This window comes from Aeromonas sp. sif2416 (assembly GCF_019218665.1).
Classification (GTDB): Bacteria; Pseudomonadota; Gammaproteobacteria; order Enterobacterales; family Aeromonadaceae; genus Aeromonas; species Aeromonas encheleia.
In genome coordinates, this window is sequence record NZ_JAHUXC010000011.1 from 132,789 (window position 1) to 145,845 (window position 13,057).

General features: G+C 60.7%; 14 protein-coding genes. All 14 read left to right on the forward strand.

What is annotated here, in order from left to right; genetic code table 11:
- Window positions 1-43 precede the first annotated feature (43 nt).
- Window positions 44-358 carry a DUF2190 family protein gene (locus KW821_RS17710; protein WP_033132443.1) on the forward strand — a complete coding sequence of 105 codons (315 nt, stop codon included), beginning with the start codon at window positions 44-46 and terminating at the stop codon, window positions 356-358.
- Between the two features lie 65 nt (window positions 359-423).
- A complete protein-coding gene (locus KW821_RS17715) occupies window positions 424-657 on the forward strand; it encodes a hypothetical protein (protein WP_033132444.1) in 234 nt (77 codons plus the stop codon).
- A 7-nt stretch (window positions 658-664) separates the two neighbouring features.
- Window positions 665-1,273 (forward strand): phage tail protein, encoded by a 609-nt coding sequence (locus KW821_RS17720; RefSeq protein ID WP_033132445.1) that lies wholly within the window; start codon window positions 665-667, stop codon window positions 1,271-1,273.
- A gap of 33 nt (window positions 1,274-1,306) precedes the next feature.
- On the forward strand, window positions 1,307-1,486 hold the full coding sequence (locus KW821_RS17725) for a hypothetical protein (protein ID WP_033132446.1): 180 nt from the start codon (window positions 1,307-1,309) through the stop codon (window positions 1,484-1,486).
- Window positions 1,487-1,519: 33 nt separating this feature from the next.
- Window positions 1,520-1,915: a phage tail terminator protein gene (gene gpU, locus KW821_RS17730; RefSeq protein ID WP_033132447.1), complete on the forward strand. Its 396-nt coding sequence runs from the start codon at window positions 1,520-1,522 to the stop codon at window positions 1,913-1,915.
- Window positions 1,915-2,391: a phage tail tube protein gene (locus KW821_RS17735; protein WP_218292370.1), complete on the forward strand. Its 477-nt coding sequence runs from the start codon at window positions 1,915-1,917 to the stop codon at window positions 2,389-2,391. The genes gpU and KW821_RS17735 overlap by 1 nt, the downstream gene beginning before the upstream one ends.
- The gene (locus KW821_RS17740; RefSeq protein ID WP_218292371.1) at window positions 2,388-2,822 is read left to right on the forward strand and encodes a hypothetical protein; all 435 of its coding nucleotides are present in this window, start codon (window positions 2,388-2,390) and stop codon (window positions 2,820-2,822) included. Before KW821_RS17735 ends, KW821_RS17740 begins: the two co-directional genes overlap by 4 nt.
- Before the next feature lie 26 nt (window positions 2,823-2,848).
- Entirely contained in the window at window positions 2,849-3,160 is a 312-nt protein-coding gene (locus tag KW821_RS17745) for a phage tail assembly protein T (RefSeq protein ID WP_256353557.1), read from the forward strand.
- On the forward strand, window positions 3,138-5,270 hold the full coding sequence (locus KW821_RS17750) for a hypothetical protein (protein ID WP_218292372.1): 2,133 nt from the start codon (window positions 3,138-3,140) through the stop codon (window positions 5,268-5,270). The genes KW821_RS17745 and KW821_RS17750 overlap by 23 nt, the downstream gene beginning before the upstream one ends.
- On the forward strand, window positions 5,271-5,867 hold the full coding sequence (locus KW821_RS17755) for a hypothetical protein (protein ID WP_218292373.1): 597 nt from the start codon (window positions 5,271-5,273) through the stop codon (window positions 5,865-5,867). It abuts the gene before it with no gap.
- A complete protein-coding gene (locus tag KW821_RS17760; protein ID WP_218292374.1) occupies window positions 5,864-6,448 on the forward strand; it encodes a hypothetical protein in 585 nt (194 codons plus the stop codon). Before KW821_RS17755 ends, KW821_RS17760 begins: the two co-directional genes overlap by 4 nt.
- A gap of 5 nt (window positions 6,449-6,453) precedes the next feature.
- Complete coding sequence (locus KW821_RS17765; protein ID WP_218292375.1) at window positions 6,454-6,855, forward strand: hypothetical protein; 402 nt, start codon at window positions 6,454-6,456, stop codon at window positions 6,853-6,855.
- Entirely contained in the window at window positions 6,855-12,251 is a 5,397-nt protein-coding gene (locus KW821_RS17770) for a DUF1983 domain-containing protein (protein ID WP_218292376.1), read from the forward strand. Before KW821_RS17765 ends, KW821_RS17770 begins: the two co-directional genes overlap by 1 nt.
- Before the next feature lie 60 nt (window positions 12,252-12,311).
- A partial coding sequence (locus KW821_RS17775) for a hypothetical protein (RefSeq protein ID WP_218292377.1) occupies window positions 12,312-13,057 on the forward strand: 746 nt, incomplete at its 3' end.

A 13,057-nucleotide genomic window follows, 5' to 3' on the forward strand; every position in this document is an offset into this window, starting at 1 on the left:
GGCGCGGGCCATCTACTGACAGCCTCAACACAGGAGTAATCCCATGGCTAAAAATTTTGTTTGTGAGGGCCGTCAAATGCCCTTCATCGCCCCAGCGGGCGGTGTCATCTCTGGCAAGCCGATCAAGATCGGCGCCCTAACCGTTGTTCCCCTTGAGTTGGCAAAAGTGGGGGAGGAGTTTACCGGCGCCCTCGGCGGCGTCTGGCTGCTCCCCTGCGACACAGCCTTGGCGGCTGGTGCTGCCGTGAAGTGGGACGGCACCAAACTGGTGGCAGATACCACCAAGGATGCCGATGATTTCGGCAAATTGGTTACCAGTGGCGCCAGCGGCTATGCCGAGGCGTTGATCGTCCAGTGAGCGGCGTGAGCGGCGGCCGGTGGCAGCGAGCTGCTGGCCGTCTTAACGTTGCTGTGGATGATGCCATGGCGATCTCCGCCATCATCGCAGGGCACCCCTTGACGGTGCTCTACGATGAGCAGCCTGATGCCTTTGCCGAAGTGGCGACTTGCTTGCGTGAGTTGGCCGTGAGCCGGCCCCCTGCGGGGGTACGTTTTCGCAAAGGGGACAAGGTTGAGATCGAGAGCATGTCGCTGGTCAGCTCCGTCAGGATATCGCCCTTCATGCGCGCCGGTCTGTTGATTATTCCTATCGTGTGAGGAAGCTATGTCCATCAAGCAGGATCTGGATAAGGCGCTGGACAACCTGAGTCTGCTGCCATCCAAGCTGGTGCCAAAGGCAAGCGCCCAGGCGGTCAACCGGGTGGCGACCAGGGCATCCAGTCGGGCGATCAGGCTGACGGCCAAGGACGAACGGGTGAAGGTGCCGGCCAAGCTGCTGCGGCCCAGGGTGAAGATTTTCAAGGCATCGCAACAGAAGCCAACCGCGACGATCCGGGTGCGCCGCCGGCCTATCCCTTTGATCAAGGTGGGTGCCACTCAGCAGCGCATCATTCGCTATCGAAACACATCTTTCACCGGCATAGGGGATATGCAGGTCGGTCGCCACCGGGTGACTGGCGGCTTTGTTGCCGATGGCTCCCACGGGTTCGGTGAATATAACCGAGGTGGCGGCTATGCGGGCACCAAGCTCAAAAGTTGGCAGATCCTGCGACGGGTAGGCAAGGGGCGGCATGCCCTGGAGGTGATGCGGATCCCACTGGTGACCCCCATTACCGAACACTATGAGCGGGAATCAAAAGCGGGCATGGCCCGTGACATGCCCCGTGAAATGGAGCAGGCGCTTTTGCGACAGCTTCAAATGACATTCAAATGAGGATAGGATCGCGACTCCATACGAGGAGGGGGCATGATCTTACTTAAACTGCCGTTGGCCATCCTGATGATCGCCATGATTGCCGGCGGCATCTATGTCGGTGGCATCATTGGTTTCTTGGCCACGGTTGGAATGACCGTGGTGTTGAGCATGATGATAGGTCGCTGGGAGAGAAATCTCACCGAGCGCCGTCGGCGCAGCAAACAACCTTAAACCCGCCTCGGCGGGTTTTTTATTGGGTGACAAATGACAATCAGAACAGACATTCGCGAGGCGCTGGCCGCTCTGGTGCAGACAGCCTTGCCCGAATTGCGGGCCGTTTACCCTTCTCGGCCTTGCTCTGTGGACCCCGAAGATCTGCCGCTGGCCTTCTGCTATTTCACAGAGGGCGGCGATGGGGATTACGCCCTCGATGAGGAAGGCGAGGCCGCCCCGCTGACGGTGTCCATCTATGTCAGCGAACACAACCAGGCTGATGCTGAGCTCGATGCACTGGCTGACAAGGTGAAGCTGAAAGGGAATGAGCTTGGCGGTCTGCTCTTGGAGGGGTTATCCAGCGCCGGTTGGCAGTATGGCGCTGATGAGCAAGGCACCGGTCTTGCGTCTCTTACCCTGAACTTTAACGCAACCTGGAGTGAATAATGGCTGTTGATGCAACCAAGCCAGTCAAAGGGGCTGGCACTCAATTTTTCATGGCGGCCGAGTCGGGTGCCGCCAAGCCGAACCCTGCCACCGAGGGGACCGTCATTCGCCTGGCGGATGTCAAAGAGCTGGGCGCCCCAGAGATGATCGCCGAAGAGGTCGATGATCCGTATCTCGATACGGATGACCCTGAGTGGAAAGAGAAGACGCCCGGCCAGATTGATCCCGGTCAGCTCTCCGTTACCCTGGCTTGGAAACCGGCCGACTCAGCCCAGAAGCAGTTGACCAATCTACTCGGCAAGGAAAAGCGCTGGTTCTTCATCAAGTACCCCAATGGTGCCTGGGATGGATTCTATGGCTTTGTCAGCGGGGTCGGGAAAGCCATTCAGGCAAAAGAGACGATCACCCGCTCGGTGAAAATCTCGCTCTCTGGCCGCCAGTCGCCGGCTGAATCGGATTGGAACCCTGCAGCATGATCGAACCACTGATCGACAGCCGCATCGTCAAACTGATCACGCCAGGCGGGATCAGTGCTGACGTCACTGTGCGGGCCTTGAACGCCCTGCAGTTGTTTGAATATCAGTCGGGCCTGGTTGACGTTGAATGGCCAGAGGCGCCGCCAGAGGGGGACGCCAGGGCGATCCACAAGCACACGCTCAAGGTGCAAAAGCTGATTTATGAGCTGAACGTGACCATGGCCGCCTTTGGCTTGCAGTACCTGCACCCCGGCAAGCCTATCGATGAGGTCAAGGCACTGGTGATGGAAAGCTACCTCCCAGACCATGCCTTGCGCTTGGCGATGGCCGTCAAGGCATTGAGCGGGTTGGCAACAGCCCCAGCCAGCGAAGACTCGCCGGCAGCGGATGCAGATGAGCAGCGCGAGCCCACCGACCCAAAAAAAGCATAGCAGCTGAAAAGGCATTCATTCTAAGCCTGGCCCGCCAGTTTGGCCGAGCAGACTGGCGGCGCTGGCTGAGTGAGTTTTCAGCTGTTGAGTATCTCGATTGGGTGGCTGATTTCTCGGAACATCCGACCGATTACCGGATCCGCCAATATGAAACCGGCCAGATCTGCGCCCTCCTGTTGAATGTCCACCTCAAGTCCGAGCACTGGGTCAGCCCCTCAGAGTTTTTCTACAACCGCCCTGTCCCTGCGGTGGTTGAACAGAGCGATGAGGAGATCGCCAGCCTGGCTGCCACTATCCCCGGAATAGAGAGAACCTATGTCATCGACCCAGATTGCTGATCTGCGGGTTCTGCTGAGCGCCGATCCCAGCAAACTGAATGCCGATGTCCGGCAGGCTATGGGGGTGCTCAAGAGCTATGTGGCAGATGCGAAAAATGCCGAAGATGCCACCTTCAATTTTGGCCGTTCGTTCAATGACACCGCTGATCTGCTGTCCAATAAATCCGTGGCCATCGTTCAGGGATTTAACATCGTTCAAGGAGCTGTGCTTGGCCTGACGGGCACCGCAGTCGGTCTGGCCGCCTCGGTCAGCACGCTGGCCTCAACGGGGCGAGAGCTTGAGCAGATGGCGCTCAAGGCGGGCGTCTCAGTCGAGAAGATGCAAGAGCTCGCCTACGCCACCGAACAGTACAACGTCACCGGCGACAAGCTGGCTGACATGCTCAAGGATGTGCAGGACAAGCTCGGCGATTTCTCCGCCACCGGTGGCGGTGAGTTCAAAGACTGGATGGAGAATATCGCCCCCAGGGTTGGATTGACCGTTTCCAAGTTACAGCAGATGGCTGGTCCAGATGCGTTGATTGCCGTTCAGAATGCGATGGATGCCACCAACGTTTCTGCGTCTGAACAGGTGTTCTACCTGGAGGCCATCGCCAATGACGTTTCCGTGTTGCAGCCCCTGCTGCGCAACAATGGCGCCGAGCTGCAGCGCCTTACAGGCCACTATCGTTCCTTGAATGTGGTGCTAACTCAGATTGACATCAGTCAGCTGAAAGAAATGGATCAGGCGCTTGGAGATGTCTCTAAGCGTCTGAGCGCCGGGTTTGCTCATGCAGTGATCGGTGCTCGAGATCAAATTGATTGGCTCACCGAGACATTGGTCATAGCAACCCGATATTGGGGGACATTATTTGATAGCTGGTCAGACTCACCAAGGACAAGAGATGGCCTGACCAAAAGGATCAGTGGGCTGCGGGAGGAGCTTCAGGAGGTCACTGAGGAGATATCCGCTATCAGCAAGCGGAAGCAATACGGAGACGTTGGTTTCTTTGACGCCCTTCTGGGGAATGCTGGCGACCGTGATGCCGACATCGCCGCCTTGCGAGAAAGGGAGGCTGAGATCAAAGCCGAGATGGAGCGCGTGGCAGGCGATTACGTCGCATATCAAAAGCGACTGGAAGCCCCTGCACCACCGCGCCCCGAACCGGTCAGCTCCCGCGACACCAGTGCCGACACCAAGAAGCTACTGGATCAGGGTGAAAAGCGGCTATCCACCCTTGATATGCAGTATGCCAGCGAGCTGGAAAAGCTGCGCCTCGCCCATGAGGAGCGGCTTGCCGAGATCGACGGCATGCAGGTTAGCGAAGCTGAATTGCGCCGCCGCGGCTATGACAGCCTGGGCGCCCTGCGTGAAGAGTACCGCCAGAAAGAGGCGGATCACTTCACCCAGGAGCAGGCCGATTACATGGCCAAGCGTGAAGAGGCGATGGCCAAAGAGCTGGAGGTTGATCAGCGCAAGCAGGATCAGTTGGCCGAGCAAGAGCGGCAGCGGGTCGAGAAACAGAAATCCTACCAGCAGCAGGCCGCCCGTGATCTGCTCAATTTCACCAGTCAGACCATTGGTCTGACTACCGACATGCTGGCGGAGTCTGGCAAAGAGCAGAGTGGTGTGATGAAGGCGCTGTTGGCTGCCCAGAAGCTGATGGCAATCCCTGCAATCTTCATCGCAGGCCAGCAGGCCGCCGCCGGTGCCGAAGCATTTGCCGCCCTCACGGGTGGCATGATTGGCGCCGCTACGGCTCGCAAGGTGATAGAGGCGCAGACCATGATCTCTATCGGTCTGGTCACCGGCACAGCCATCGCCGGCATGGCTCACTCCGGTATTGAAGAGATCCCAGCAGAGGGCACTTGGCTACTCGACAAGGGCGAGCGCGTCTACACCAACAAATCGGCCCAGCGCATCGATCAGATGTATGACCAGCTGATGAGTGGTGGCGGCAGTGTCGCCGGCGGCGGTGGTGCCGTGTTTGAGCAGTATCTGCACTTTAGCGGCGACATGAACGAAACGGAGCGGCAGCAGATGATCGCCGCTGCTGCCAAACAGGGTTATCAGATGTTTATTGAAGACATCAGCAACTACGGCCAAGGCCGCCGTCTTTTGGGGGTATAGATGAACACCTATGACTGGCCCGCCGAGTTCCGGGTGCGTGAAAACTCGCTCGACCTGGAAACCATGGGGCGTGTATTCGAGTCGCCCTTTGATGGGTCAGAGCAGACGGCTACCACGCCGGGCAGCAAGTGGTTGATGGAGCTGACCATGGGCAAGATGGAGCCAGCGGTCGCCCGCCGGCTGGAGTCCTTCATCGCCAAGCTGGATGGCAAAACCAACCGGGTCCGGCTGTGGGATTTCGCGCACCCGAGGCAGCCGGTGCATGGGGCGCCCATCGTGAGCGAGGCGTTGAACATGCGAACCGCCATGACCAGCCGTGGCTGGAAGCCATCTACCCTGGTGTTGCGTGATGGCGATTGGCTGCAGGTGGGGGATGAGCTCAAGCGGATCACGGCGGATGTTTGGTCTGATCAGTCCGGCGCGGCGCGTATCGAGTTTGCGCCCATGTTGCGGATGAGTCACCCGAGTGGCACCAAGCTGATTGTTGAGCGCCCCGTGGGGGTATTTCGTCTCGATGGCGGCGGCAAGTCGCGCCGCCCCTCCGGCCTGCGCCGCGACCTGGGCACCATCAAATTCAAGGAGAGCTTCTACCCATGATCACCGGCCTTGATCCTGATGTGGTTGCCGCGCTCAACCTGCCCAACGTGACGGCAATCTATGCCCTCAAGTTGGATCTGGTGAGCGGGATCAGCCGCCTGCACTCCGGCCTCGGCGAGCTGGTGATCGGGGGTGAGGTTTATTACGGAGTCGGGTCATTGGGGGCGGTCAGCCCCCAGAAAGAACAGATCTCCACCTCACCGACCAAGCTCAATGTTTCCCTGACCGGGCTGGATAACTCGCTGCTGGCCGAGGTCATGCGCGAGCGCATCGTTGATCGGATGGCCTGGCTTTACCTGGTGGTGCTCGGCCCTGACGGCGCCCCCCTCAATGCCTGCCTGCAGTTCAGCGGCAAGATAGCCCAGACCCCCATCAAGGCGGGGCGTACCAATACCATCCAGCTCACCATCTCGAACAAGTTTGAGGATTGGCAGAAGGGGCTCAATCGGCGCAACACCGACGAGAGCCACCGCCGCCTCCATCCGAATGATCGCTTCTATCGCTATCAAAACCAGATGGCCGATCGCTCCATTTACTGGGGCTCAAAGAAAGACGCTCCGAGTTTCAACTATAAGGACTGACCGCCATGCGCCATCCAGACTGGCAACTCCGCATCATCACTACCATCCAGGCCGCCTCAGAGCGGCCTTTTTGTTGGGGTGAAAATGATTGCTGTCTGTTTGTCGCCGATGTCTGCCTTGCGGCCTGTGACAAGGATCCCGCTGCCGAATACCGGGGGCGATATGCCACCGAGATCGGCGCCAAGCGCGTGCTTGCCAAAACTCACGGCAGCATCGAGGCGGCGCTCGATGCCCAGTTCGCCCGCATTCCTGTTGCCATGGCGCAACGGGGCGATGCCCTGGTGTTCGATGGCCCCAGTGGGCTGACCGCCGGGGTGATGTGGGCGGGGAAAGTCTGGGCCATGACCGAGCAAGGTGCCCGCCCCATCCCTGATCAAACCCCCCTCATTGCCTGGAGAGTTGAATAATGCCAGCCGCTGCTATTCCGCTGATTGCCGGTGTCGCGGCAGGGGCGGCCTCAACCCTGGTTGTGACCACGGCCACGGCCATCGCCATCGGTACGGCGGTGGCGAGTGCCACCATGATGTTGACGGCCAAGACCCCATCCATGGCCGACTATCGCAGCGCCAGCGAACGCAACCAGGTACTGCGGGCCGCCGCCAGTGATAAGACCTGTGTCTATGGGCGGGTGGTATCTTCCGGCCTGCTGTCGTTCGCTGCCGAGCAGGCTGGTGAACAGGACGAGGGTGAGTTGTTGCACCTCGCCCTGGTGATCGCCGGCCACAAGCTGTCCCGCATTGGCGGCCTCTGGCTGGGTGATGACCCGATCGGTGACTTTTCGGATCTGGTCTCTTACGAGCTCCACGCCGACCGCCAGACCTGTGACCCCTTCATGTTGGCCAAGTGCGCCGATTGGAAGGAAGACATGATCGGCCAGGGCATTACCTGGTTGCGGATCTCCCTCAAATTCGATGCCCAGAAATTCCCGTCCGGCCTGCCCAACATCAAGGTGGAGAAGTTCGGGAAAGAGGTCTGGGATCCCCGCGATAGCAAGTGGAAGTGGAGCGATAACGTTGCCCTGATCATCCTCGACTATTACCGGTCGTGGCTGAAAGTGCCGGATGACGAGATCCGCATGAACGAGTTTATCGTTGCGGCCAATATCTGTGACGAGCTGCTGACTCGCCCGGATGGGACGCTGGAGCCTCGTTATACCGCCAACTTTGAATTCGACCTCGGCGAGCCTCGCGCCAAGGTGCTGGAAGCGATGCACATGGCTTGCGCCGGCCAGCCGACCTATATCGGCGGCAAGCACGGCATCATCGCCGGTGCCTACTACGGGCCCGCCAGCGATGAGCTGCGCGACTATCAGCTCGCCGGCGACATCGAGCTGCTGCCCGAGCCGGCCAGCAGCGACAAGATCAACCAGGTGACCGGGACGTTTGTGGACCCGGTCACCTTCAAGCAAACCGACTTCCCGGCGGTGATCGTCAAAGAGTGGGTGGAAGAGGATGGCGGCCTTGAGCTGCTTGAAGATCTCGACCTACGTTGCGTGACCAGTGAATACCAGGCCCAGCGTCTGGCCAACATCATGCTGCGGCAGCGCCGCGCCGCCCGCACCCTGACCTGTCCGGTCAATTTGTCGGGCTGGCGCTACCGCCCCGGTAGTTCGCTCAAGCTCTATATTCCGGCCCTTGGCATCAACGGGCCTGAGTTTCGGGTGGTCGATTGGTCGTTTTCTCTGACCAGCGGGGTCGATTTGACCCTGCGGGAGGAGTCGCCGCTGTTCTGGGCCGATGCCATCGGGAAGCCGATGGAGCGCCCGGAGATCACCGAGCTGCCCACCGGCGGCATGGCCATGCCGGACCAGCTGCGCTATGAAGTGGAGCAGGTCGGCGAGGTGATCCAGGGGGTGCTGTCATGGCGCAACCTAGGCACGACGGCCTACAACCAGGTGATCATCCAGCGCCTTGAGCCTGGCAAACCTGCGGAGATCGTCATGACGGCCCAAGTGCCGGGTCAATCATGCCGGGTCAATGGCCTCGCCGCCGGCAACTACGTTGGGCAAGTGCGGGCCATTGCCATGACGGGCGCCCCCTCGCCGGTGGCCTCTGTCAATTTCATCATCGAGATCCCCGCCATCCCGGTCGGGGTGGAGGTTGAGGCGGGTAACTGGTCGCTGGCTTTCCGTCCCCGGTTCACCGGCGGCCAGTCCTACGGCACCCTGTGCGAATGGTGGTGGAGCAAGAAAGCACTCCCCCTGGCCGAGGTACAAGCCAAGGCCACCAATGCGGGCCTGGGCGCTTACATGACGCTTCAGGGCTTGCAGCCGGACACCACCTATTACGTGTGGCTCCGGGCGGTCAATGCCTACGGCAAGTCTGGCCTGCTCGCAGCCAGCGGCAAAACCTCTTATGACGCCGCCAGCATCCTCGACATCCTGGATGGCGAGATCGGTGGCGAGCACCTGCGCGAGGAACTGCGCAAGCCCATCGAGCAGATCCCGGATATCGCCGGCAAGCTGGAGCTGGTCGAGCGGGGGTTTACCGATCTCAGCGAAACCGTGGCCCCGATTGCTGATCGGGTGCCGGTGATAGACCGTGAGTTGACCGGACTGGGCTCTGCCATGGTCGCGCTCGATGAGCGGTCAAAGCAGACTGAAAACCTGCTGCGGGATGAGCAGAACAACCTGGGTGAAATGGGGATCGATAACGCCCTGCAGCAAGACAAGCTGCACAGCAAGATCGACCGAGTGCAGACTGAAATGGGTGATCTGCGGGATGCCATTTTCACTGTCGATCCGGAGTCCGGCAAGATAGAAATGGATGCCGTGCGGGCCTTGCGCGACGAGACCCACGCCAGCTTTACCCAGGTCAAACAACAGCTGGACGCCGCGACCGGCACCCTGGCCACCAAGGCCGACCACGCCGTGGTAGATGCCCAGGGCGAGCGCCTGACCGAGGCCGAGCAGGTATTGGACGGCATCAATGCCAAGCTGACCCAGACCGTCACCAAGTCGGAGTTCACCACCGAGCAGCAGCGGCTGACAGAGGTCAGCAGCTCGCTCGATGCCGCCAAAGGTGAGCTGGTCCAGAAGGCCGCTCAGTCCACAGTGACCGAGCAGGGCGAGCGCCTAGCCGCCGCCGAGCAGAAGATCATCGCCAACAGCGATGCCACCTCGGCCATGGCCGAGCGGGTATCCGGCCTCAAGGCCGAGCTGGAAGGCGATGATAAAACCCTGCTGGCCAACATCACCGAAGTGGCGCGCGTCAGCACCGAGGCTGACAAGGTGCTGGCCCAGCGAGTCAGCGGGGTCGAGGTTCGCACCGGCACCGCCGAGGGCAAGATCCGGGCGCTGGAGGAAGTCGTCGAGGATGCGGGCGGGATCACAGCTGGCCGCTTTGACGAGATCGCCGCCGCCATCGACCTGACCGCCATGGCCGCCGAGCAGGCCGCCGCCGCCGGCATCGCCAATGCGCTCGCCGGCGAGCAAGGGGAACAGCGTCATCGCACGGCAGAGGCGGCGATCCGCCGCGATCAAAAGGTGCAGATCGATCAGCATCAAGCCCTGGCGAGCGAGGTCACCGATCTCACCGCCAAGTTTGAGGGGGAGCAAGCAGACACCGCCGCCCGGCTCACGGTGGTTCGGGAGGTGATCGCCGGGGTGGAGCAGTCCACCGCCAAGCAGATCACCCAGCTGAACACCGAGTACCAGGAGGCCGACCGCAAGACCAATGCCGCTCTGGAGGAAAGCAGCAAGGCCCTGAGCGATGCCGACCAGGCGATGAGCGAGCGGGTCACTCAGCTACAGGCCACCCTGGAAGGGGATGATCGGACGCTCAATGCGGCGCTTCTGGAAACCCAGCGCACTCAGGCGCAGGGTGATCAGGCGCTGGCTGAGCAGATCGGCCAGCTCAAGACCAGCAGCGGCGAGCAATCCGCACAGCTGACCAGCCTGGGCAAAGTGGTCAGCGATGGCCAGCAGGCCACCGGCGAGGCATTGCAACAGCTCACCGCCAAGACGGACAAGACCCAAGCTGCCGTGGGCACCCTCTCTGAGGTCGTTTCAGAGCAAGGCAAAGCCCTGGCAGCCAAACAGGATGACCTCTCGTCCGAGGTTGATCTGACGGCCCTGGCCAGCATCGGCAATACCCTGGCAGATGAAAAGGGGGAGGCGCGCGCCCGCAAGGCGAGCGCCGTGATAACTCAACGTCAGGAGACTCAGGCAGACGATCACCAGGCGCTGGCCCGTGAGGTCACCCAGTTCAAGGCTGATTTTGAGGGGGAGAAGGCCGACACCAGCGCCGCGCTCACGGTGGTTCGGGAGGTGATCGCCGGGGTGGAACAGTCCACCGCCAAGCAGATCACCCAGCTGAACACCGAGTACCAGGAGGCCGACCGCAAGACCAATGCAGCCCTGGAGGAGAGCAGCAAGACCTTGAGCGCCGCCGACCAGGCCATGGCCGAGCGGGTCACCCAGCTACAGGCCACCCTGGAGGGGGATGACCGGACACTCAACGCCGCGATCCTAGAGACCCAGCGCACCCAGGCGCAGGGGGATCAGGCACTGAGCGAGCGAGTAACCCAGCTGCAAGCCAAGGTGGTGGCCGATGACAAGGTGCTCGACGCGGCCATCAAGCAGAACCAGCAGGCCCAGGTGACCGGGGACAGTGCCCTGGCCACTCGCATGGATCAGATGCAAGCCACCCTGGAAGGGGATGATCGGACGCTCAATGCCGCGATTCTGGAGACTCAGCGCACCCAGGCGCAGGGGGATCAGGCGCTGGCATCGAGCATCAGCCAGCTGCAAGCCAAGGTGACGGACGGAGACAAGAGCCTCAGCGCCGCCATCCAGCAGACCCAGCAGGCGCAGGTGGCGGGTGACAAGGCCAATGCCGAGCAGATCAGCAAGGTGCAAGCCAGCCTCAACAACACCACGGCCGCCGTGCAAACGGTGGCCAGCGCCGTGGCAGACCTTGAGGGAGGCGTTGAGGCGGGCTGGTACACCAAGGCCCAGATCAACGGGGATGGCGGCGGTTTTGGCCTGTCGGTCAAGCTGAATGCGGATGGGACAGTGTTGAGTTCGTTTGTGGTTGATACCGATGTATTTGCAGTGATGTCTCGCTCTGTCGGCATATCGTCAAAGCGTCAGACGTTCGTCACTAAAAACGGATCGGTATACATGAACCACGCCCTGATGGATACGGCAGAGATCGGCAACGTGATCGCCAAGTACATCAAGGTCACCAACCTGTCAGCGGTCACCATCGAGAACTCGGATTTCAAAGGCGGCAATGCCGGCTTTGGACGGGGCGGCCCATATAGCGCCTGGGGCGAAGGATGGCACACCATCATCTATAACGATGGCACCATTCGGACTAACCGCCTCTATGCCGCAGCTGGCACCTTTACCGGTGAGGTGAATGCCAACAGCGGGACCTTTAACAATGTGGTGATGAGAGAGAACTGCCAGATCCTTGGCAAGCTCGATGTGAACCAGGTGTTGGGAGACATTACCCAGCTCATCAAGTCGCTGGCCAACTTCTCTATCCCGGCTTATCGCCGGGCCAGAAACCTGGTTTGCCTCAAGCCGGTCACCGGCTACGGCACAGTATCGGGCCAGGGGACCATAGGCATGGCGGTGATCTGCTATCTCAACGGGGTGGAGAAAGAGCGGGCGACCCGTACCGAGTACGTCGCCACCGGCGGCTCCCGATACTTCTCCATTCCGATCCAGCCCGCCTTCGATATCCCGGCAAATACTGCCGTCAATATCACCTTTGGTATCGAGCTCATCGGTGGCAGCGGCCTCAGCTCGACCGGCTTTAGTGGCCAAGCCACTTGGCTCACAGGCCTGAAATAACAATGACATCTCCAATCCAAACCCGGCCCCGTGCCGGGTTTTCTTTTTAAGGAACCTGAAATGGCAGGACTTTGGCAGCGCACCGGCAACGTGTCGGTGACGAATGGCAGCAAGACCATCACCGGTTTTGGCACCAAGTGGAAAACCGGCACCCTCCCGATCCAGAAGGGCCACGCCTTCTATGGCCCGGACAATGCCGCCTATGAGGTGGACACCGTGGTCAGCGACACCGAGATCCTGTTGGTGGAGGCATATCGCGGTGGCACTCTGGCCAACCAGCCATACCGGATCGATATCACCCGCACCTCGACCATCAGCCAGTTCGCCGCCGACCTCGCCTCCCTGGTGGGCAAGTACCGCGCCTGGTTCGACGGCATGATGGCCTGGCTCACCGGCTCGGGGGATGTTCCTATCCTCAACCCGGACACCGGCACCACAATCACCATCCCCAGCTGGAAGAAGGTGGCCAGCGAAGGGGAGGGCCAGGCGGCCCGCGCCAAGGTGGAGGCCGATAAGGCCGCGGCGTCGGCTGACCTTGCCGTCAACGTGGTAAGGGATTCCGCCATGCCATTGCCTGATGTGTGGTCACCCCTGGTGGATAACCTGCGGCTGATCACCGGCAAGGGCAGGGATGTGAAGGTGGGAGAGGATGTCGTTTCCCGTACCTGGCAGTTTGAGCGGTTGAGTTCGGCGACTGAGCGTCAGAAGGACGGCAAGCTGCGGCTCGTTCCAGCTGGCGAGCCACGTTATGAGACCGGCGCCTTGGTCAAAGAACGCGGCTCTACCAACCTCTATTTCCCCCACGA